The sequence below is a fragment of the Pseudomonas sp. GW823-FHT03E05 genome (genome assembly GCF_058796855.1).
In genome coordinates this window covers 511,268-533,579 of the sequence record NZ_JBXAJB010000001.1, presented here as the reverse complement: position 1 = coordinate 533,579, position 22,312 = coordinate 511,268, and the positions used below count along the sequence as shown (strand labels likewise).

Here is a 22,312-nt window from a genome sequence, read left to right as displayed (position 1 = left end):
TTTTTGTTGTTATTGGCCGCCGTAGTGGCGGCCCTCAGTCGTGACGAATGGCGATGGTCTTCAAGGCGGTAAAACCCAGCAGCGCCTCGAAGCCCTTCTCCCGGCCATAACCGCTGGCCTTGACCCCGCCAAAGGGCAGTTCGACGCCGCCACCGGCGCCGTAGTTGTTGATGAACACCTGGCCACAGCGCAGCTTGTGAGCCATGCGCAACTGACGCGCACCGTCCCGGGTCCAGACCCCGGCCACCAGGCCGAAAGCGCTGTCGTTGGCCAGGCCAATGGCCTCGACCTCGTCCTCGAAGGGCATCACCGCCAGCACCGGGCCGAACACTTCCTCCCGGGCCAGGCGACTGTCTGGCGGCACATCGCGAAACAGCACCGCTTCGTGGAAGTAGCCGCCGCTGCCGGCCTCGGCCACCACCTGCCCACGCGCCGCCACCGGGATACCGGCGGCCTCGGCCTCGCGGACGAACTCCCGGACCTGGCGCAGCTGTTTCTGGTTGATCAGCGGGCCCATGTCCAGGTCCAGCTCCGAGGGCCCGGCGCGCAGTTGGCCAAAGCACTGGGCCAGGCGTTCCAGCAGCGGTTCATACAGGCTGCGCTGCACCAGCAGGCGGCTGCCGGCGGAACAGGTCTGGCCGCAGTTTTGCACGATGGCGTTGATCAGCACGGGCAGCGCCCGCTCCACATCGGCATCGGCGAAGACGATCTGCGGCGACTTGCCGCCCAGCTCCAGGGTTACCGGGCAATGCCGTTCGGCCGCCGCCTTGGCCACCAGGGCGCCGGTGCCGGTGGAACCGGTGAACGAGATATGCGCGACGCCAGGATGGGCGCACAACGCGGCACCGGCTTCGTGGCCATAGCCGCTGACCACATTCAGGCTGCCCGCCGGGAAGCCGACCTGGGCCGCCAGCTCCGCCAGCCGCAGCAGCGACAGGCTGGCGTCCTCGGCGGGCTTGACCACGCAGGCATTGCCCGCCGCCAGGGCGGCGCCGACGCTGCGGCCGAAGATCTGCATCGGGTAGTTCCAGGGAATGATGTGCCCGGTAACGCCATGGGGCTCGCGCACCGTGAGCACGGTGTAGCCGGCCTGATAGGGCAAGGTCTCGCCGTGGAGCTTGTCGGCGGCCCCGGCGTAGTACTCGAAATAGCGCGCCAGGGCGGTAGCGTCGGCGCGGGCCACCTTGAGTGCCTTGCCGGTGTCCCGGGCTTCGATCTGCGCCAGCTCTTCGTGGTGCTCCAGCACTGCATGACTCAGGCGCGCCAGCAGACGCCCGCGCTCCAGGGCCGAGAGGCTGCCCCAGGGGCCGTCGAAATTGTCCCCCAGGGCCCGTTGCGCGGCCTGCACCGCCAGGTCGATATCGTCGGCAGTGCCCCGGGCGATCCGCGCGTAGCTGATGCCGGTGCTGGGGTCCTGCACCGGAATGTCCTCGGCCCAGGACGAGGCTTGCCATTGGTTGTCGATGTAGTGTTCCAGACTCATCAGCTCAGCTCCTGTTTCCAGCCAGACACTCGGCAATCGCCCGCCCCACTTCCACGGTACTGGCATTGCCGCCCATTTCCCGGGTGCGCGGCCCTTCGGCGAGCACCGTCTCGATGCTTTCGACAATCGCCGCCGCGGCTCGCTGGTAAAGTTCGTCGCCCTGCCCCAGGTGTTCGATCATCAGGGCCGCCGACCAGATCTGGCCGATCGGATTGGCCACGCCGAGACCGGCGATATCCGGCGCCGAACCATGCACCGGCTCGAACAGCGAGGGGTACAGGCGCTCCGGGTTGAGGTTGGCCGAGGGCGCAATGCCGATGGTGCCGGTGCAAGCCGGGCCCAGGTCGGAGAGGATGTCGCCGAACAGGTTGGAGGCCACCACCACGTCGAACCAGTCCGGGTGCTGGACGAAGTGCGCGCAGAGAATGTCGATGTGGAACTTGCGGGTCGCGACCTGAGGGTAGGCCTGGGCCAGCGCCTCCACCCGTTCGTCCCAGAACGGCATGGTGATGGCGATGCCGTTGGACTTGGTGGCCGCCACCAGGTTGCGCCGGGGCCGGCGGCTGGCGAGTTCGAAGGCGTAGTTCACCACCCGGTCCACACCATGGCGGGAAAACACCGACTCCTGCAGGGCAATCTCCCGCGGGGTGCCCTCCCACATGCGCCCGCCGACGCTGGAATACTCGCCCTCGGTGTTTTCCCGCACCACGATGAAATCGATGTCCCCGGGCGCCCGGCCGGCCAGCGGGCACGGCACCCCGGGCATCAGCCGCACCGGGCGGATGTTCACGTACTGGTCGAACTGGCGGCGGATCTTCAGCAGCGAATCCCAGACCGCAATATGGTCGGGCACGATGTCCGGCGCGCCCACGGCGCCGAAGAAGATCGCCTCGTGGCCACCGATCTGCTGCGCCCAGTCGTCGGGCATCATGCTGCCATGGGCCTGGTAGTGCTCGCTGCACCAGTTGAAATGATCGAATTGCAAGGCGATGCCGAAGCGCCGGCTAACGGCTTCCAGCACACGCAGGCCTTCGGGGACCACTTCGCGGCCGATGCCGTCACCGGCGATCACCGCAATGCGATGGGGAGGTTTTACAGCGGGATTGATCCTGGACAAGCCGTCTCTCCTGGTCTGACGTGTTGTTGTTATGGAGGCAGGTCAAGCGCACGGGCGAGCCCATTCTGGCCACAGCGCGGGGCCGGTGGGAATTGCTCATTACGGAAACCGCCTTCGCAAAATTCGAAGGCACGCGGGAAGAGTCCTGCTATGACCGGCGGCTAGCCCGCGGCTGCCGCAGCCTGCTCGCAACCGGCCAGGTAGTCGAACAGCTCGCGGCTGGCCAGGGACGGCTGTTCCTGGCGCCGGCAGAGGTACATCTGGCGGTCGGCCCAGGGGTCGTCGATTTCGATAAAACGCAAGGCCATCTCCTTGCGAAAGATCTGCACCGCCCCCTGGGGCAGCACCCCCACGCCCTGCCCTGCGGCGATCAGCCGGCACACGGCCTCGAAGCTGCGCACCTGCACCCGCAGGCGCAAGGGCATGCTCACCGCCGCGGCCGCCTCGCTGATCAGGGGAGTGATCGCGGCGTTGTCCTCCAGGCCGACGAAGTCATAGCCCAACAGGTCCTGAAAGCGCGCGTGGCTCATCTTGAACGGGTGGTCCTGGGGCACGATCAGGCACAACCGGTCGCGGCAATAAGGGATGAAATGCAGGTCCTGGCCCCGTGGCCGGGTGGTGACGATGCCCACATCGGCCACGCCGTCACGCACCGCCAGGAGGATCTCGCGGCTGCGCTCCTCGCGGATGTCCACGCGAATGCCCGGGTGCAGGTCGCTCCACTGGGTCAATTGCCGGGGCAGTTCCTGGCTCATGGCCGAACTGTTGGCGTACAGGCTGACCCGGCCGGTGGCGCCCTTGGCGAAGTCGGCCAGGTCGGCGTGCATCACATCCACCGCCCGCAGCAGGCTTCGCGCGTGCTCGGCCAGGGCCTGCCCCGCCGCCGTCGGCAATACCCCGGTGGAGGTGCGGGTCAGCAGCGCCACCTTGAAATGCTGCTCCAGGAGCGACAGGCGCCGGCTGGCGGCGGACAGCGACAGGTGCGACTGCTCGGCGGCCCGGGACAGGTTGCCCAGGGTCAGGGCCTTGAGAAACAGCTCGATGGAGGTCAGGTCCGGGGCCATGGCAGGGTCCTTGTGCGCGGTCCGTGAAAACTACCCAGTCGGGCGCGCCCTGTCCAACCTTGTGGCGGCTGCTCGCAGCCCCGGTCAGCGCCCGGAAAAACGCAGCCGCGACAGCTGGCGCAGATCCCCTTCCAGGTAGTAGGCGTTGCTCCAGCTGTCGTCCACCGCCAGGGGCTGGACCTGCTTGAGGGCCAGTTGCCTGGCGAAGTAGCGAAAGCGGTAGTGTTCGTAGAACCGCAGCAGCTCCAGGCCGTAGCGGTCCGCCAGGTCGATGTCGCCGCGGATGATCAGGAAGTTCTCGTCATTGCTCTGGCTCGCGCCGACGCTGAGGTTGTGACTGCCGCTGATGATCACCGGCGCCTCGCTGGTGAAGTCGGTGACGATGGCCTTGGTGTGCACCAGCAGGTTGCCCTTCTGGCCTTTGAGCCCCTCCTTGAGCCAGCCCTCCAGGCCATTGTTGAGCAAGGCGGTGGCGGCGAACTCGGCCGTGCGGTCGGCGTGAAAACCGGTGATGCGGCTGGCGGTGTTCTGCAGGCCGTAGCGCAACACATCGTCGCGGGGCTGGCCGAGCAAGGCATCGAGAATGCTGTCGGGCAAGGCGAAGGCGGTGACGAACAGCAGGTCGCGGCGGGCGCCGTTGATGATATCGACGAACTCCGCGAGGTCGCCCTGGCCGCTGCGCGGGGAAAACCCGGCGAACAGCGGCGCCTGCGGCTGCATCGGGTTGTTCCGGGTCAGCCAGGTGCGCGTGGCGCCGACATCCGCCGGCGTCGCCCAGACCTGCTCGAACACCTCCAGGTAGCGCGTGGCGATGTCCACGTGGTCGAGGCTGTGCAACACGTTGGCCTGACGGTAGACACCATTGGCGGTGAAGTTGGTGCTGCCGCACAGCACCGATTGCGGCTGGCGCTGGCCGGCGGCGTCGAGGCGGCCGAGGACGATGAACTTGTCGTGGAAGATCGCGTGGGTCACCCGCCCGCGCTTATTGGCCTCGGGCAGGTGCTGCAGGCTGGCCTGGTTCATCGTGGTGTCGGCATCGCCGGGGGCGGCGTGGTACAGCACCCGCACCTGTACGCCGCGGTCGAAAGCCGCGTTGACGGCATCGATGATCGCCTGCAACTGGTACTCGTAGATGGCGATGTCCAGGCTCCAGCTGGCGTCCGTGGCGCGCTGAATGAACCCCAGCAGCGCCTCCAGCAGGCCGTTTTCCAGCCACTGGCGGGGCGCGTCCGGCCACTTTTCGATGGGCAGGTTCTTGTTGGCGCTGAGCAACGCATCGAGCTCGGGAAACTTGCGCGAGAACGCCTGGCTGGCAGCCACCGCACGGTTGAAGATCACCCGCTGGCCGGGAGGCTGGCCGTTGTCGGCGGTGATGCTCAACTGCAGGGACTCGCCCAGTTGCGGCGCGTCCGGGCTGCCATAGGCCAGGTGCACCCGGTAGTTGAGGGTGGCGCCGGGGTTGACCGCGTAGTCGGCCCAGCGGAATTTCTGCAGGGGCGCCTGATCGCTGGGGGTGGCGTTGTATTGGGGGAAGGTATGGGCCTTGCCGGGGAAGGTCAGGCTGTTGAACAGAAACAGCCAGGGCTTGCTGCCGGTCTGTTTTTCGATGGCAAAACCCAACAGGCCCTGGCGCCGCGACGCATCCAGGTCCATGGCCAGCAGCACCCCGTTGGTTCCGGCATAGGCCTTGACCCGGAAATCGTCCTTGTCGTTACGCACCAGTACCCGCATGAAGTCACTCCTGTGAAAGACAGCGCAAAGCGTAGCCGCTTCCCGCCCCGGCATGCCAAGGCAAATCCCTGTAGGAGCCGGCTTGCCGGCGAAGAGGCCCTTGAAGACTTGCACCGCCAGGCCGGACGCTTTCGCTGGCAAGCCAGCTCCTACGGGGGATGTGCGGTGTGTCGGGGAGGTAGTCAGTCGATATGCTGGTAAACAGCGTTGAGGAGAGTCGCCAGTTCGCGGGCGCGGCCCAGGCGGATCGGGCCTCGTTCGATGTCGAGCAGCAAGGTCGGGCAGTTCAGGGGCCTGGGCGGTGGCAGGTTCTTCAGCCGGCCATCGGTGATCAGCAGCACGCGCTGCTGCTCCGCCGGCAGGCGCCGTTGGCGTTGTTCCAGCCACTGGGCCGCTTCGTTCAGGGCTTGGGGCAAGGGCGTGCCGCCGCCGGCACCCAGGCCGTCGAGCCAGTGCCGCAGGTCCCTGGAGGCCTTCAGGCCCTGGACCTGCCAGCTCGGCGCACGGCCGCTGGCAGTGAGCAGGGCCAGGCGTGCACGCTGGCGGTAGGCGTCGTCGAACAGTTGCGCCAGCAGGCCCTTGGCATCGCTCAGGGCGCTGTGCCGGCGGGTCGAGGCCGACGCGTCGACTATCACCAGCCACAGCTCATGGGGCGAGCGGCTGCGCAAGCGAAACAGCAGGTCTGCACGCAACCGTGGACGGCCTTTGAGCAAGGTGCCGGGCCAGTTGACCGAACCGGCGCTGGCCTCGCGGCTTTTGCCTTGCCGGCCGTGATCCAGGTGCCCCGCCCGGGGCTTGGCATCCGCCCCCCGGTCAGTGCGGGGGCGGATGCCTAGGGCTTTTTTGGCCAGCTGGGCACTTCACGACGGGCGCCGGTGGGCAGGGCCTGGGCCGGCATTTCGCCCCATTGGCCCTGGCCTTCGCTGGGGTTGGCGTTGGCTGGCGCCGGTGCCTGGGGGCTTTGCCCGGACTGTGGCGCGCTGGGCGGTGTCTCCCGCCGCCGGTGGCGCAAGGCGAACTCGGCCACGGCGTCGATATCCTCCTCGGCAATCGCCGGGGCGCCACGCCAGGCGGCATGGGCGCGGGCCGCGCGCAGCCAGACCAGGTCGGCGCGCAGGCCGTCCACGGCAGCAGCAAAGCAGCGCTCGGTAATCAGCGCCAGGGCCTGGTCGTCCAGCGGGATGCTGGCCAGGGCGGCCCGCGCCTGTTGGCAGCGCTCGCGCAATGCCGCCTGGGGTTCGGCCCACTGGGCGCAGAAGCCCTGGGGATCGCTGTCGAAATCCAGGCGGCGGCGGATGATCTGCCCCCGCTCCTGGGGCGCGGGCTGGCCGCTGAGGGCGACGTTGAGGCCAAAACGGTCCAGCAGTTGCGGACGCAGTTCGCCCTCCTCCGGGTTCATGGTGCCGATCAGCACGAACTTCGCCGAATGGCGGTGGGAAATACCGTCGCGCTCGATCAGGTTGGTGCCGCTGGCGGCCACGTCCAGCAGCAGGTCCACCAAGTGGTCAGGCAGCAGGTTGACTTCATCGACGTAGAGCACGCCGCCGTCGGCCTTGGCCAGTACCCCCGGAGAAAATTGCGCCCGGCCCTGGCCCAGGGCGGCGTCCAGGTCCAGGGTGCCCACCAGGCGCTCTTCGGTGGCGCCCAGGGGCAAGGTGACGAACTGCCCGCTGGCCAACAGGTCCGCCAGGCCCCGGGCCAGGGTCGACTTGGCCATGCCCCGTGGGCCTTCGATCAGCACGCCGCCGATCTTCGGGTCGATGGCGGTCAGGCACAGGGCCAGTTTCAGTGCTTCGGCGCCGACCACGGCGGACAGCGGGAAATGTGGGGTGTCGCTCATGTGTGGGTCTCGCTTGGGTCGGGGGTATCCCGCAGGACGCTTTGGCGAGCAAGCTCGCTCCTACAACGGCAATGCCAGCCCTGTAGGAGCGAGCTTGCTGGCGATCGAGTGCGCAGCACTCGCCGCATCAGGAATCTTCTTCTATATCCAGCAGCAGGTGTTCCAGGGCTTCACGATAATCGCCGGGCTCTTGCCACAGGCCACGCTGCTGAGCTTCCAGCAGGCGCTCGGTCATGTCGCGCAGGGCGTGGGGATTATGCTGGCGGACGAACTCGCGGGTCGAGCCATCGAGCAGATAGGCATCGGCCAGCAAGGCGTACTGGTGATCGTCGATCAGCTCGGTGGTGGCGTCGAAGGCGAACAGGTTGTCCAGGGTCGCGGCCATTTCGAAGGCGCCCTTGTAGCCGTGGCGCTTGACCCCTTCGATCCACTTCGGATTGGCCGCCCGGGAGCGGATCACCCGATTCAGTTCTTCCTTGAGGGTGCGGATCTTCGGCAGGTCCGGCTGGCTGTGGTCGCCGTGATAGCTGGCGGCCTGGTTGCCGCTGAGGCTTTCCACCGCCGCCAGCATGCCGCCCTGGAACTGGTAGTAGTCGTTGGAGTCCAGCAGATCGTGCTCGCGGTTGTCCTGATTCTGCAGCACCGCCTGCACCTGCCCCAGGCGGGTGGCGAACTGCTCGCGGGCGGCGGTGCCTTCGTCGCTGCCCCCATAGGCGTAGCCGCCCCAGTTCAGGTAGACCTCGGCCAGGTCCTCGCGGCTCTGCCACAAGCGGCCGTCGATGGCGCCCTGGACCCCGGCGCCATAGGCTCCCGGCTTGGCACCGAAAATCCGCCAGCCGGCCTGGCGCGCGGCCGCATCCTGCTCCAGGCCCGAGGCGATCAAGGCCTCGCGCTCGGCGCGGACCCTGGCCGCCAGCGGGTTCATGTCCTCGGGCTCATCGAGGGCCGCCACCGCTTGCACCGCTGCGTCGAACAGGCGGATCAGGTTGGCGAAGGCGTCACGGAAGAACCCGGACACCCGCAGGGTCACGTCGACCCGCGGCCGGTCCAGCAGGCTCAGGGGCAGGATCTCGAAATCGTCGACCCGCTGGCTGCCGGTGGCCCACACCGGGCGCACACCCATCAGGGCCATGGCCTGGGCGATGTCGTCGCCACCGGTGCGCATGGTGGCGGTGCCCCAGACCGACAGGCCCAATTGCAGCAGGTGGTCGCCGTGATCCTGCAAGTGGCGTTCGAGGATCAGGTTGGCCGACTGGAAACCGATGCGCCAGGCGGTGGTGGTGGGCAGGTTGCGCACGTCCACCGAGTAGAAGTTGCGTCCGGTGGGCAGCACATCGAGGCGGCCACGGCTGGGGGCGCCGCTGGGGCCGGCAGGGACGAAACGCCCGTTCAGGGCGTCCAGCAGGCCGCGCATTTCCGCCGGGCCGCAGGCGTCCAGACGCGGCGCGACCACCTCGCGCAGGCCGTCGATGATGCTCTGCACCGGCTCCCAGCCGGGTTCGTCCAGCTGTGGGACGGGCCCTTGCAGCGCCGCTACGATCAACCCGGCGGCGTAGAGCTCCAGGCGCTCGCGAACGTCACCGGCGGTGCGCCACAGCGCCTCGCTGAGCTGCCGCAACGGCTGCGGCCGGCGCCCGGTCCAGGGCTCGGCCAAGGCACAGTCCAGGGGGTCGAAGCCCAGGCCGAAAGCCTTGGCCAGGGCCCGCAGCAGGCTGGCATGGGCGCCCTTGCCGTCGCCCCGGGGAATGCGCAGCAGGGCCAGCAGGGTGTCGATGCGCAAGCGCCCCTCGGGGGACTCGCCGAACAGGTGCAGGCCATCGCGGATCTGCGATTCCTTGAGGTCGCACAGGTAGGTGTCCAGGCGCGGCAGCCAGAGCGCGGCGTCGGCGTCGCTGTCGAGCTGTTCGCCCAGTTGCAGCTCGCGGTCGATATGGGTCTCGCGCACCAGCTTGAGGATGTCCCGCTGCAGCTCCCGGGCCCGGCGCGGGTCCAGCAACTGGGCTTCGTAGTATTCGTCCGCCAGCAGTTCCAGGTTGCGCAGCGGGCCATAGGTCTCGGCACGGGTCAGGGGCGGCATCAGGTGATCGATGATCACCGCCTGGGTGCGGCGCTTGGCCTGGGCGCCCTCCCCCGGGTCGTTGACGATGAACGGGTAGATGTTCGGCAACGGCCCCAGCAGCGCATCCGGCCAGCATTGCTCGGAAAGGCCCACGCCCTTGCCCGGCAGCCATTCCAGGTTGCCGTGCTTGCCGACATGGATCAGCGCGTGGGCGCCGTAGGCCTGGCGCAGCCAGAAGTAGAACGCCAGGTAGCCATGGGGCGGCACCAGGTCCGGGTCGTGGTAGACCGCGCTGGGGTCCACCTGGTAACCCCGGGCCGGCTGGATACCGACGAAGGTCAGGCCAAAGCGCAGGCCGGCGATCATCATCCGCCCGCCGCGGCACATCGGGTCTTGCTGCGGCGTGCCCCAGCGCGCCAGCACCGCTTGGCGGTTGGCTTCGGGCAGGGCCTGGAACAGCGTCAGGTAGTCGGCCATGGCCAGGCTTTGCTGGCAGGGGCGCTGGTCGAGGCTGTCCAGGTCGTTGCTGACCCCACCCAGCAACTGCTGGATCAACTCGGTGCCGCTGGCCGGCAGTTCGGCCGGCAGCGGATAGCCTTCGGCGTGCAGTGCCTTGAGGATGTTCAGCGCCGCCGCCGGGGTGTCCAGCCCCACGCCGTTGCCGATGCGCCCGTCCCGGGTCGGGTAGTTGGCCAGTACCAGGGCCACGCGCTTGTGGCCGTTGTCCAGGCGCCCCAGTTCGACCCAGCGCCGGGCCAGTTCGGCGACGAAATCCATGCGTTCGGGCTGGCCGCGATAGCAGACCACGTCCGACTGGCTGCGCTCGCTGCGCCAGGCCAGGTCCTTGAAGCTGATGGGCCGGCTGATGATGCGCCCGTCCAGTTCCGGCAAGGCGATGTGCATGGCCAGGTCCCGCGGCCCCAGGCCCTGCTCGCTGTCACGCCAGCCCGGTTCGTTGTCCTGGGCGCAGATCGCCTGGATCACCGGGATATTGCGGCGGAACGGCCGCAGGTGCGGGGCTTCGGGGCTGGACTGGGCAAAGCCGGTGGTATTGAGGATCACCCCGGCCGCGGTTTCATCCAGCCAGTCTTCCACCTGGCTCAGGCAGCCCGGTTCCTTGAGGCTGGCCACCGCTATCGGCAAGGGGTTGAGGCCCGCCGCCAGCAAGCGCTGGCAAAACAGGTCGATAAAGCCGGTGTTGGCCGCCTGCAGGTGGGAGCGGTAGAACAGCAGCGCCGCCACGGCTTGCCCCGGCTGCCAGTCGGCCTGCCAGTCACTGAGGGCAGCCTGGCTTTTGTGCGGGTGGTAGATCGCCGTGCGTGGCAGGGCCTGCGGTTCGCTCCAGGGGTAGTCGCGCCCCAACAGGCCGCTGGCCAGGCAGCGGTAGAAATTCAGCGCGTTGTCACGCCCGCCCTGGCGCAGGAACTGCCACAGGCGGTCGCGTTCGCCGGCAGCCACCGTGCTCAAGTCGCTGAGTTCCGGGTCCGGGCGGTCGTCCCCCGGCACCAGGATCAACTGCACCCCGCGCCTGGACAGCTCCACCAACTGCTCGACGCCGTAGCGCCAGTAAGCGATGCCACCGTGCAGGGAAATCAGGATGACCTTGGCGTGGCGCAGCACCTGGTCCACATACAGGTCCACCGAGGCGTGGTTCTGCACCTGCATCGGATTGGCCAGGCGAAAGCTCGGGTAGTCCTCGGGCAATTGCTCGGCGGCGTCCGCCAGCAGCGCCAGGCTGGAATCGCCGCTGCACAGGATCACCAGCTCGGCGGGGGTTTGTCCCAGGTCGGCAATGTTGTCATCCGACACGAAACCGCCGGGCTGGGTCCTGAGCAGGTGCATGGCTTAGACGCTGAGTGCGGCGCGCAGTTGCGCTTCGAGCTGGGCGGCGTCCAGTTCCTGGCCGATCAGCACCAGGCGCGTGGTACGGGCCTCGTCGGCGCCCCACTTGCGGTCGAAGTGCTTGTCGAAGCGCGTGCCCACGCCCTGGATCAGCAGGCGCATCGGCTTGTTGGGGATGGCGGCGAAACCCTTGACCCGCAGGATGCCGTGCTTGACCACCAGTTGGGTCAGGGCGTCCAGCAGCAGGCTTTCGTCGGCCTGGGGCAGCTCGATGGAGATGGAATCGAAGGCGTCGTGATCGTGGTCGTCGTGATCGTCATCGCCGTCATGGTGATGGTCGTGGTGGCTGTGGCGGCCGTCGATGTGTTCCTCGGAACCGGCACCCAGGCCCAGCAGCACATCCAGGGGCAGGCGACCGCTGCTGGCTTCGATGACCTTGACCGCCGGCGGCAGCTCCTCGGCCACTTCCAGGCGCACCTTGGCCAGGTCTTCGGGGCTGATCAGGTCGGTCTTGTTGAGGATCACCAGGTCGGCGCTGGACAGCTGGTCGGCGAACAGCTCATGCAGCGGCGATTCGTGGTCCAGGTTGGGGTCGAGCTTGCGCTGGGCGTCCACTTGATCGGGGAAGGCGGCGAAGGTGCCGGCGGCCACGGCCGGGCTGTCGACCACGGTGATCACCGCATCGACGGTGCAGGCACTGCGGATTTCCGGCCACTGGAAGGCCTGGACCAGAGGCTTGGGCAGCGCCAGGCCGGAGGTCTCGATGAGGATGTGGTCCAGGTCGCCACGGCGCGCCACCAGTTCGCGCATCACCGGGAAGAACTCCTCCTGCACGGTGCAGCACAGGCAACCGTTGGCCAGCTCGTAGACTCGGCCGCTGGCCTCTTCCTCGGTGCAGCCGATGGCGCATTGCTTGAGAATTTCGCCGTCGATGCCCAGCTCGCCGAATTCGTTGACGATCACCGCAATGCGCCGGCCCTGGGCATTGTCCAGCATGTGCCGCAACAGGGTGGTTTTGCCCGAGCCGAGGAAGCCGGTGACGATGGTGACGGGAAGTTTGGCCAGTGTTTTCATCGGATGCCCTTTGGCAAAAGGAGGCGGGCAAACGGGACGAGAACCGCAACGCCGGGCGCGCGGAGATTTCGCCACCGGATCACCCCGCCCGGTTGTAGTGAGAATCTTGGATCGAGGCAGGTCTCCTGGCTGAGGGCTTGCCAGTCGTCGGACCGGCGATTGCTGCGCCTTCCCACCGGCGTCGTCGACACCCATGCAGTGGCCTTGCAGCAATCGAACCCTTCACAGTTGCGGGGGCAGCCGCGGCATCGACCGCGTTCCCTTCTTAGCTTCGACCCATGGCCGAAGAACCTCGAAAGCGCAAGGCTACGCAGAGCCAGGGGGACGGTCAATCGACAATGCGCCCGTAGCAGCCGGCTTGCCGGCGAAAGGGCCATTGAACCTTGCACGAGCGCGGCGCACACCTGCGCAGCGGTCACGGCAATTGACGCCCCTGCCCCGCCCATGATCTCCTACACACCTTGTTACGGGTGCCCTTTACAGGGTGAAACGGGAAACCGGTGAATCACGTGCTTAACTAAAAAGCCGTGGCCAGTCCGGTGCTGCCCCCGCAACGGTAAGCGAGCGAAGTGTCAGATCCACTGTGCCAAGGCATGGGAAGGCGACACTTGCCGGCACGGCATGACACAGCCCTGCCCCTCGCAAGCCCGGAGACCGGCCCGCAACACTTACATAACAACCCGCGGTGGGCGGGCGCTGTTGCAAACCCTGCGTGGCCATCACGCGGGGTTTTCCTGCGCCTCTACCCCGCTGACACTCCAGAGGGAAGCGCCATGTCGATCATCAGCAGCACCAGCCACTCCGCCAGCACGACCTCCACCCTGAGCCAGCGCCTGGTGGCCGCCATCGGCGCCTCGATCCTCGGCGCGTGCCTGGTGTACTTCGCCGGCTTCTCCCACATCGAGGCGGTGCACAACGCGGCTCACGACACCCGCCACAGCGCCGCCTTCCCTTGCCATTGAGACCTGCCGACATGATCAAGCGTATCGCGCAAACCGCAGGTTTCACCGGCCTCTTGGCCGCCCTGCTGCTGACCCTGCTGCAAAGCTTCTGGGTCGCCCCGTTGATCCTGCAGGCGGAAACCTATGAAAAGGCCCCCGCGGCCGAAGTCCATGAGCACGCCGAAGGCGCCATGGCCGTCCACAGCCACGATGCCGAAGCCTGGGAGCCGGAAGACGGCTGGCAGCGCGTGCTGTCCACCACCGGAGGCAACCTGGTGGTGGCCGTGGGCTTCGCCCTGATGCTGGCCGGCCTCTACACCCTGCGCGCGCCGAACCGCACGTCCCAGGGCCTGCTCTGGGGCCTGGCCGGCTATGCCACCTTCTGCCTGGCGCCGACCCTGGGCCTGCCGCCGGAACTGCCGGGCACCGCCGCAGCCGACCTGGCACAGCGGCAGATCTGGTGGGTCGGCACCGCCGCCTCCACCGCTGTGGGCATTGCCCTGATCGTGTTCGCCCGCAACTGGCTGCTGAAGGTCCTGGGCGCGGCCATCATCGCCGTACCCCACGTGATCGGCGCGCCGCAGCCGGAAGTGCATTCGATGCTGGCCCCGGAAGAACTGGAAGCGCAATTCAAGATCGCCTCGCAGCTGACCAATGCGGCCTTCTGGCTGGCCCTCGGGCTGATCAGCGCCTGGTTGTTCCGGCGCAAGAGCGCGGGCCAGTACTCGGCATGATCGAAGTGAGCGCAGCGCCGACCCTGGTGGTCGGCCTGGGCTGCCAGAAAGGCTGCCCGGTGACCACGCTGCGCGCCTTGCTCGACCAGGTCCTGGCGGCGCACCAGTGGCAGGCCCGACAGGTCCTGGCCCTGGCCAGCATCGACCTCAAGCGCAACGAACCCGGCCTGCTGCAACTGGCGGAGCAACTGGAACTGCCGCTGACCTGTTTCAGCAGCGGCCAGCTCGCCCCCTTTGCCCTGCGCCTGAGCCACCGCTCGCAAATCGCCTTCGAACGTACCGGCTGCTACGGCGTGGCCGAAAGTGCCGCCCTGGCCCTGGCCGAACAGCTGTCACCCGGCCCGGCCACACTGCTTGTTCCCCGGCAAAAATACGCCCAGGCCACCCTGGCATTGGTCGCCGCCCGGTAGAATCCCCGATAATTCCCGCCTTCGATCATGAGCAATCTTCATCTGAAGCACGGCTCCCGACCTTTTTTCACAGGACACAGCCATGACTGTCTATTTCATCGGCGCCGGCCCCGGCGACCCGGAACTGATCACCGTCAAGGGCCAGCGCCTGATCCATCGTTGCCCGGTGATCATCTACGCCGGCTCCCTGGTCCCCCAGGCAGTGCTCGACGGGCACCGCGCGGAGCGGGTGATCAATAGCGCCGAACTGCACCTGGAGCAGATCATCGAGGCCATCAAGCAGGCCCATGCCCGGGGCCAGGACGTGGCCCGGGTGCATTCCGGCGACCCGAGCCTGTATGGCGCCATCGGCGAGCAGATCCGCTGCCTGCGGGAGCTGGGCATCCCCTTCGAGATCATCCCCGGGGTCACCGCCACCGCCGCCTGCGCTGCCCTGCTGGGGGCCGAACTGACCCTGCCGGACGTCTCCCAAAGCGTGATTCTTACCCGCTACGCGGACAAGACCGCGATGCCTGCCGGCGAGGATTTCGCCAGCCTGGCGGCCCACGGCGCCACCATGGCCATCCACCTGGGGGTCAATCACCTATCGAAGATCGTTGCCGAGTTGCTGCCCCACTACGGCGCAGACTGCCCGATTGCAGTGGTGCACCGCGCCACCTGGCCGGATCAGGACTGGGCCCTGGGAACCCTGGCGGACATCGTCGATCAGGTGGCGGCCAAGGGTTTTCGGCGCACGGCACTGATCCTGGTGGGCCGGGTGCTCGCCACGGATGCATTCAGCGAATCGTCGCTGTACCGCGCCGGGCACGCACACCTCTATCGCCCCTGACACACACCCTGTGTAGGAGCTGGCTTGCCAGCGAAGGCGATCTTGGCATCGTGCAAGGCTTGAGGGCCCATTCGCCGGCAAGCCGGCTCCTACGAGGTGGGAGTTCCTATGTTGCCGCGCTGGACGCTTTGTAGGAGCTGGCTTGGGGGCATAAAAAAACGGCGCTCACGGGGCGCCGTTTTTTCAAGTCGCAGCGAACGCCTTAGTAGTAGGCGTTTTCTTTCTGCGTGTGGTCGGTGACGTCACGTACGCCCTTGAGCTCCGGAATGCGCTCGAGCAGGGTGCGCTCGATGCCTTCCTTCAAGGTCACGTCGGCCTGGCCGCAGCCCTGGCAACCGCCGCCGAACTGCAACACAGCAATGCCGTCCTCGACCACGTCGATCAGGCTGACCTGGCCGCCGTGGCTGGCCAGCCCCGGGTTGATCTCGGTTTGCAGGTAGTAGTTGATGCGCTCGTTGACCGGGCTGTCGGCATTGACCATCGGCACCTTGGCGTTGGGCGCCTTGATGGTCAGCTGGCCGCCCATGCGGTCGGTGGCGTAGTCGACCACCGCATCATCGAGGAAACCTTCGCTGAAGGCGTCGATGTAGGCGGTGAAGCTTTTCAGGCCCAGGGCCTTGTCTTCGGGTTTCTCTTCGCCCGGCTTGCAATAGGCGATGCAGGTCTCGGCGTACTGAGTCCCTGGCTGGGTGATGAAGATGCGGATGCCAATCCCCGGGGTGTTCTGCTTGGATAGCAGATCAGCCAGATAATCGTGGGCGGCGTCGGTAATGGTTATGGCGCTCATGGTGGTTCCTCGCAGACGTGGGCGCAGTTTACGCCAATCCAAGCCGCTGACAAAGTCCTAGTATTTTTGTCGGGATAGACTTTGGTATAGAGCGTCCCCGGACCGCGCCAAGGCGCAGTCCGGGGACGATCACAGCTCTATGTCAGAGGTTTTCGTAACGGTTCATGTCCAGGACCCCGGCTTCCACCGGGTCGGTTTCCTGCAGGTAGCGGGTCTGGTCATGGAAGTACTGCCAGAACTGCGGATGGCTGCGGCGGATGCCCCAGCGCTCGACGATCTTCTCGAAGCTGGCGGCGTCCCGGGCCGCCTGCATGGCGTCGACGAACTCCGGCACTTGCCCGGCCGGTACGTTGAACATGAAGTTCGGATAGCTGCTGAGAATCCCCGGGAATATGGTCAGGGTGTCCAGCCCCGGCTGATAGCGCAGCGACTCGCCGAGCATGAAGGCCACGTTACTGTGGGCGCGGTTGCGCAGCATGCTGTAGAACTCGCGCTTACCGCTGGCGGTCTGGACACGCAGCAGGGTCGCTTCCGGCAACTGTTCGATGACCTTGAGGCCCGCCGCCGGGCGCGATGCCAGGCGGCTCAGGGCCTGCTCGGCATCCTGCAGCGCCGGGTCGATGTTCGGGCGTGAGCAGTAGGCGCTGTCACAGCGGTTGATCGGATCCGGCTTGGCGTTGAGGTCGCCATAGCGGGCCAGCAACTGGTTGGCGAAGTCCTTTTTCGGGTCCTTGAGGTCGAGCTTCAGCGCGCTGCGCTTGTCGTCGTCGATGGACTCGTAATCCAGCCACATCTTGAACTTGCCACTGTTCTGGTACCAATCGTCGAGGAAATCCTCGCGAGTGCCGGCGGGCATCAGGCGCAGGAAGTTCTGCTCCGCGCCATTGCGGATCAGGTCGAAGTACAACCGGGTCTGGGCCTGGTGGGAGACGTTGCCGAACACGTCGAAGTTCACCGCCAATTGATAGTAGGTGCGCTCCAGCAGCGGGTAGTCGAACAGCCACATCGTCTGTGGCACTTCGCCGATCAGGCCCTTGGTCACCGAGGCGCTGTCGAAGTGGCGGAAGATGCTCAGCAGCGCGTTGTCGTTGCCGGCCCACAGGGTCGACCAGCTGGGCGCCGGCGAATCGGCATAGGAATCGCGGCGCAGGGCCTCGTACTCGTTGCGCTTGTCGCGATAGGCCAGCCACAGGCTGAGCACGCTGCCGACGTCGTCGTTCTGCCCGGGCATGGCCAGCAACGGCGTGGCCTGGCCGCGATAGGCCGGGTCGGTGATGTACAGGTCATGTTCGGGGGCCTGGAACAGCGCCCAGAAGTTGTCGCGGATCACGTCGGTGGCGATCTGCCCGCGGCACACCGGGCCACGGATAAAGGTGCGCACGAAGTATTCGGCGTTATCCAGCATGAACTGGTAGCGGGCCTTGGCCGGAATCGCCTCGAAGGTCTCGAACGGGTTGGCCCGGCGCGCCGGCCCGTAGCCCGGCAGGGCCGTGACCTGCCAGTCGCCGCTGTAGAACAGGGTCTTGACTCGGGCCATCTTCGCCGCGCTCAGCGGGTAGGTGATATGGGTCTTGTGCACGATCACCCCTTGCACCGGCCACAGGCGGTAGTACACCTGGGTGCCCGGGTCGTCGTTGGGGCGACGGGTGTTGATCAGGTCGATGGGCTGGCCACTGGGGGTACGGGAACGCACCCACTGGAAGAAATGCCCCGGCTCTCCGCCTTCAAAATAGAGATGGGCGAGGAACAAGTGTTCGTAGAGCCAGCGCGCCACCAGGCTCTCCCGGGCGCCAGGGGCGTTGAGCAGGTTTTCCCACTGAGCCACTTGCAGGCTTTCCCGGGCACTGGGGGCCAGGCCTTGCTCGTCGATGGGCGCGCCCGAGGCCAGCCAGCGTTGCAGGGTCAGGTATTGCTGATCGGTCAGGCCGGTGACCGCCAGGGGCATGCCTTCCTTGGGGTGAGCCCCGGCATAGGCGTCGAACTCCGCCGGCTGCGGGCACATGTTCTCGCGGCTCAGGCCCAGGGCGATCTCGCTGGGCAACTTGGCGTTGGGTTGCAGCGGGGTGCGATGGCCCAGTTCCAGCATGCGCGCCATCAGCGCCGCCTGGCTGCCCTGGGCGTCAAGCACCGAATAGAAGCCCTTCTGCTGCCAGGCACGCTGGCCAGTGGCGTCATAGAACAGCCGCGTAGGCGCTTGGGCCTTGCTGCGCTCGCCGTCGTACACCGGAATCTTCGAAGCACCGCGGCTGGCCCCTTCACCACTGCCCAGGTTGAGCTGACAGGCGGAGTCGTAACAGGCATGACAGGCCACGCATTTCTCGGTAAAGATCGGCTGGATGTCGCGGGTATAGGAAATCGCCGGCGCCGGACCTTGTGCCAGGCACACTGAACTCAGAAGCAGCAGCGCGCTGCTGACGATAAAACGAAACGGCATGTCCCTGGTCCCGAAAGAAAAAAACGCCGCGATTCTACCGGTCTCACCCCTCGACCAACATGAACGATATTCATGCAAAAACCACGCATGCCGCAAAACCATGCAGGTTTGCTATGATCGCCGCCCTTCGTAATGGCCTTACCAGGTAGTTCTCATGTCCGATCGCAGTGCTCGCCTCCACGCCCTCCAGCAAGCCCTCAAAGAGCGCATTCTGATTCTCGATGGCGGCATGGGCACCATGATCCAGAGCTACAAGCTCGAAGAACATGACTACCGTGGCAAGCGCTTCGCCGACTGGCCCAGCGACGTCAAGGGCAACAACGACCTGTTGGTGCTGACCCGCCCGGACGTGATCGGCGCCATCGAAAAAGCCTACCTGGATGCCGGTGCCGACATCCTCGAGACCAACACCTTCAACGCCACCCAAGTGTCCCAGGCCGACTACGGCATGGAAGAACTGGTCTACGAATTGAACGTAGAAGGCGCCCGCCTGGCGCGCAAGGTGGCGGACGCGAAAACCCTCGAGACCCCGGACAAGCCACGTTTCGTCGCTGGCGTCCTGGGCCCGACCAGCCGCACCTGCTCGCTGTCGCCGGACGTCAACAACCCCGGCTACCGTAACGTCACCTTCGATGAACTGGTGGAAAACTACACCGAGGCCACCAAGGGCCTGATCGAAGGCGGTGCCGACCTGATCCTGATCGAGACCATCTTCGACACCTTGAACGCCAAGGCCGCGATCTTCGCCGTGCAGGGCGTGTTCGAGGAGTTGGGCTTCGAACTGCCGATCATGATTTCCGGGACCATCACCGATGCTTCCGGGCGCACCCTCTCCGGCCAGACCACCGAAGCCTTCTGGAACTCCGTGGCCCACGCCAAGCCGATCTCGGTGGGCCTGAACTGCGCCCTGGGCGCCAGCGAGCTGCGCCCCTATCTGGAAGAGCTGTCGAACAAGGCCAGCACCCACGTCTCGGCGCACCCCAACGCCGGCCTGCCGAACGAGTTCGGCGAGTACGACGAGTTGCCGGAACAAACCGCCAAGGTCATCGAAGAGTTCGCCCAGAGCGGCTTCCTCAACATCGTCGGCGGCTGCTGCGGCACCACCCCGGGGCATATCGGCGCCATCGCCAAGGCCGTGGCCGGTTATGCCCCGCGACAGATCCCGGACATCCCCAAGGCCTGCCGCCTGTCGGGCCTGGAGCCCTTCACCATCGATCGCAACTCGCTGTTCGTGAACGTCGGCGAGCGCACCAACATCACCGGCTCGGCCAAGTTCGCCCGGCTGATCCGCGAGGACAACTACACCGAAGCCCTGGAAGTCGCCCTGCAGCAGGTGGAAGCCGGCGCCCAGGTGATCGACATCAACATGGACGAGGGGATGCTGGATTCGAAGAAGGCCATGGTGACCTTCCTCAATCTGATCGCCGGGGAGCCGGACATCTCCCGCGTGCCGATCATGATCGACTCTTCCAAGTGGGAAGTGATCGAGGCCGGCCTCAAGTGCATCCAGGGCAAGGGCATCGTCAACTCCATCAGCATGAAGGAAGGCGTCGAGCAGTTCATTCACCATGCCAGGCTGTGCAAGCGCTACGGCGCCGCCGTGGTGGTGATGGCCTTCGACGAGGTCGGCCAGGCCGATACCGAGGCGCGCAAGAAGGAAATCTGCAAGCGCTCCTACGACATCCTGGTCAATGAAGTGGGCTTCCCACCGGAAGACATCATCTTCGACCCGAACATCTTCGCCGTAGCCACCGGCATCGAGGAACACAACAACTACGCCGTTGATTTCATCAACGCCTGCGCCTACATCCGCGACGAGCTGCCCTATGCCCTGAGCTCCGGCGGTGTGTCCAACGTGTCGTTCTCGTTCCGCGGCAACAACCCGGTGCGTGAAGCGATCCACTCGGTGTTCCTGCTGTACGCGATCCGCAACGGCCTGACCATGGGCATCGTCAACGCCGGCCAGCTGGAGATCTACGACCAGATCCCGCAACAGCTGCGCGACGCCGTGGAAGACGTGGTGCTCAACCGCACGCCCAACGGCACCGACGCGCTGCTGGCCATCGCCGACCAGTTCAAGGGCGACGGTAGCGTCAAGGAAGCGGAAACCGAGGAATGGCGCAGCTGGGACGTCAACAAGCGCCTGGAACACGCGCTGGTCAAGGGCATCACCACCCATATCGTCGAAGACACCGAAGAGTCGCGCCAGAGCTTCAGCCGCCCGATCGAGGTGATCGAAGGCCCGCTGATGTCCGGCATGAACGTGGTCGGCGACCTGTTCGGCGCCGGCAAGATGTTCCTGCCCCAGGTGGTTAAATCCGCCCGGGTAATGAAACAGGCGGTGGCCCACCTGATTCCCTTCATCGAGCTGGAAAAAGGCGACAAGCCGGAAGCCAAGGGCAAGATCCTCATGGCCACGGTCAAGGGCGACGTGCACGACATCGGCAAGAACATCGTCGGCGTGGTCCTGGGCTGCAACGGCTACGACATCGTCGACCTCGGGGTGATGGTGCCGGCGGAGAAGATCCTGCAGGTGGCCAAGGAGCAGAAGTGCGACATCATCGGCCTGTCCGGGCTGATCACCCCGTCCCTGGACGAGATGGTCCACGTCGCCCGCGAGATGCAGCGCCAGGATTTCCACCTGCCGCTGATGATCGGTGGCGCCACCACCTCCAAGGCCCACACTGCGGTGAAGATCGAGCCCAAGTACAGCAATGACGCGGTGGTCTACGTCACCGACGCCTCCCGCGCGGTGGGCGTGGCCACCCAGCTACTGTCCAAGGAGCTCAAGGCCGGCTTCGTGCAGAAGACCCGCGAGGAATACGTGGAAGTGCGCGAGCGCACCGCCAACCGCAGCGCCCGCACCGAGCGCCTGAGCTACCCGGCGGCCATCGCCAAGAAGCCGCAGTTCGACTGGAGCAGCTACCAGCCGGTCAAACCGACCTTCACCGGCGCCCGGGTGCTGGACAACATCGACCTCAAGGTGCTGGCCGAATACATCGACTGGACGCCGTTCTTCATCTCCTGGGACCTGGCCGGCAAGTTCCCGCGCATCCTCGAAGACGAAGTGGTGGGCGAAGCTGCCACCGCGCTGTACAAGGACGCCCGGGAGATGCTCGACAAGCTGATCAACGAAAAGCTGATCAGCGCCCGCGCCGTGTTCGGCTTCTGGCCGGCCAACCAGGTGCAGGACGACGACCTGGAAGTCTACGGCGATGACGGCCAGCCCCTGGCGCGCCTGCACCACCTGCGCCAGCAGATCATCAAGACCGATGGCAAGCCGAACTTCTCCCTGGCCGACTTCGTCGCGCCCAAGGACAGCGGCGTCACCGACTACGTCGGCGGCTTCATCACCACCGCCGGAATCGGTGCCGAAGAAGTGGCCAAGGCCTACCAGGATGCCGGTGACGACTACAACTCGATCATGGTCAAGGCCCTGGCCGATCGCCTGGCCGAAGCCTGCGCCGAGTGGCTGCACCAGCAGGTGCGCAAGGAGTACTGGGGTTATGCCAAGGACGAACAACTGGACAACGAGGCACTGATCAAGGAGCAGTACAGCGGTATCCGCCCTGCCCCGGGCTACCCGGCCTGCCCGGACCATACCGAGAAGAGCACCCTGTTCGCCCTGCTCGACCCCGAGGCCAGCGAAGGCCGTGCCGGCCGTAGCGGCGTGTTCCTTACCGAGCACTTCGCCATGTTCCCGGCGGCCGCCGTCAGCGGCTGGTACTTCGCTCACCCGCAGGCGCAGTACTTCGCCGTGGGCAAGGTCGACCAGGACCAGGTCCAGAGCTACACCGAACGCAAGGGCCAGGACCTGGCCGTGAGTGAACGCTGGCTGGCACCCAACCTGGGCTACGACAACTGACCCACGTTGTGCAGGAGCCGGCTTGCCGGCGAAGGCGGTCCCCTGGGCCTCTTCGCTGGCAAGCCCATTCCTGCAGCCGCCCGCCACCCCGGGCGGCATTGT

At 66.3% G+C, this 22,312-nt stretch carries 15 protein-coding genes and 2 riboswitches; of the genes, 5 read left to right on the top strand and 10 right to left on the bottom strand.

The genetic code is table 11. The features are described from left to right. Positions 1–34: 34 nt before the first annotated feature. From AC1RCO_RS02470 to cobW, 8 genes are all read right to left on the bottom strand, one after another. On the bottom strand, positions 35–1,483 hold the full coding sequence (locus AC1RCO_RS02470; RefSeq protein WP_207239383.1) for an aldehyde dehydrogenase family protein: 1,449 nt from the start codon (positions 1,481–1,483) through the stop codon (positions 35–37). A 4-nt stretch (positions 1,484–1,487) separates the two neighbouring features. After that, positions 1,488–2,600 carry a tartrate dehydrogenase gene (locus AC1RCO_RS02465; protein WP_011061925.1) on the bottom strand — a complete coding sequence of 371 codons (1,113 nt, stop codon included), beginning with the start codon at positions 2,598–2,600 and terminating at the stop codon, positions 1,488–1,490. A 161-nt stretch (positions 2,601–2,761) separates the two neighbouring features. Next, positions 2,762–3,664 (bottom strand): LysR family transcriptional regulator, encoded by a 903-nt coding sequence (locus tag AC1RCO_RS02460; protein WP_011061926.1) that lies wholly within the window; start codon positions 3,662–3,664, stop codon positions 2,762–2,764. 84 nt (positions 3,665–3,748) lie between these two features. After that, complete coding sequence (locus tag AC1RCO_RS02455; protein WP_207239385.1) at positions 3,749–5,395, bottom strand: phospholipase D-like domain-containing protein; 1,647 nt, start codon at positions 5,393–5,395, stop codon at positions 3,749–3,751. 182 nt (positions 5,396–5,577) lie between these two features. Beyond that, the gene (locus AC1RCO_RS02450) at positions 5,578–6,174 is read right to left on the bottom strand and encodes a vWA domain-containing protein (protein ID WP_026020114.1); all 597 of its coding nucleotides are present in this window, start codon (positions 6,172–6,174) and stop codon (positions 5,578–5,580) included. Positions 6,175–6,227: 53 nt separating this feature from the next. Further along, entirely contained in the window at positions 6,228–7,235 is a 1,008-nt protein-coding gene (locus tag AC1RCO_RS02445; protein ID WP_041752348.1) for a magnesium chelatase ATPase subunit I, read from the bottom strand. A gap of 127 nt (positions 7,236–7,362) precedes the next feature. Next, on the bottom strand, positions 7,363–11,136 hold the full coding sequence (cobN, locus tag AC1RCO_RS02440) for a cobaltochelatase subunit CobN (protein WP_207239387.1): 3,774 nt from the start codon (positions 11,134–11,136) through the stop codon (positions 7,363–7,365). Positions 11,137–11,139: 3 nt separating this feature from the next. Continuing rightward, positions 11,140–12,210 (bottom strand): cobalamin biosynthesis protein CobW, encoded by a 1,071-nt coding sequence (gene cobW / locus AC1RCO_RS02435; RefSeq protein ID WP_011061931.1) that lies wholly within the window; start codon positions 12,208–12,210, stop codon positions 11,140–11,142. A 98-nt stretch (positions 12,211–12,308) separates the two neighbouring features. After that, positions 12,309–12,520: riboswitch (cobalamin riboswitch) on the bottom strand. Positions 12,521–12,661: 141 nt separating this feature from the next. Beyond that, a riboswitch (cobalamin riboswitch) is annotated at positions 12,662–12,887 on the top strand. A 96-nt stretch (positions 12,888–12,983) separates the two neighbouring features. Here cobW and AC1RCO_RS02430 point away from each other — a divergent pair. The 4 genes from AC1RCO_RS02430 (at position 12,984) to cobM (ending at position 15,124) form a co-directional block, all read left to right on the top strand. Further along, positions 12,984–13,172, top strand: coding sequence for a CbtB domain-containing protein (locus tag AC1RCO_RS02430; protein WP_011061932.1), 189 nt, complete (start codon positions 12,984–12,986; stop codon positions 13,170–13,172). A gap of 11 nt (positions 13,173–13,183) precedes the next feature. After that, complete coding sequence (locus AC1RCO_RS02425) at positions 13,184–13,885, top strand: CbtA family protein (protein ID WP_401017833.1); 702 nt, start codon at positions 13,184–13,186, stop codon at positions 13,883–13,885. Continuing rightward, entirely contained in the window at positions 13,882–14,295 is a 414-nt protein-coding gene (locus AC1RCO_RS02420; protein WP_011061934.1) for a cobalamin biosynthesis protein, read from the top strand. The genes AC1RCO_RS02425 and AC1RCO_RS02420 overlap by 4 nt, the downstream gene beginning before the upstream one ends. Positions 14,296–14,377: 82 nt before the next feature. Further along, entirely contained in the window at positions 14,378–15,124 is a 747-nt protein-coding gene (gene cobM, locus AC1RCO_RS02415) for a precorrin-4 C(11)-methyltransferase (RefSeq protein WP_019094335.1), read from the top strand. Between the two features lie 202 nt (positions 15,125–15,326). On the opposite strand, the gene nfuA is transcribed toward cobM, so the two are convergent. Beyond that, entirely contained in the window at positions 15,327–15,911 is a 585-nt protein-coding gene (gene nfuA / locus AC1RCO_RS02410) for a Fe-S biogenesis protein NfuA (RefSeq protein WP_011061936.1), read from the bottom strand. 142 nt (positions 15,912–16,053) lie between these two features. After that, on the bottom strand, positions 16,054–18,345 hold the full coding sequence (locus AC1RCO_RS02405) for a fatty acid cis/trans isomerase (RefSeq protein WP_053152490.1): 2,292 nt from the start codon (positions 18,343–18,345) through the stop codon (positions 16,054–16,056). Between the two features lie 154 nt (positions 18,346–18,499). Between AC1RCO_RS02405 and metH the strand changes: the two genes are divergently transcribed. Next, a complete protein-coding gene (metH, locus tag AC1RCO_RS02400) occupies positions 18,500–22,210 on the top strand; it encodes a methionine synthase (protein WP_492617336.1) in 3,711 nt (1,236 codons plus the stop codon). The last annotated feature ends 102 nt before the right edge of the window (positions 22,211–22,312 follow it).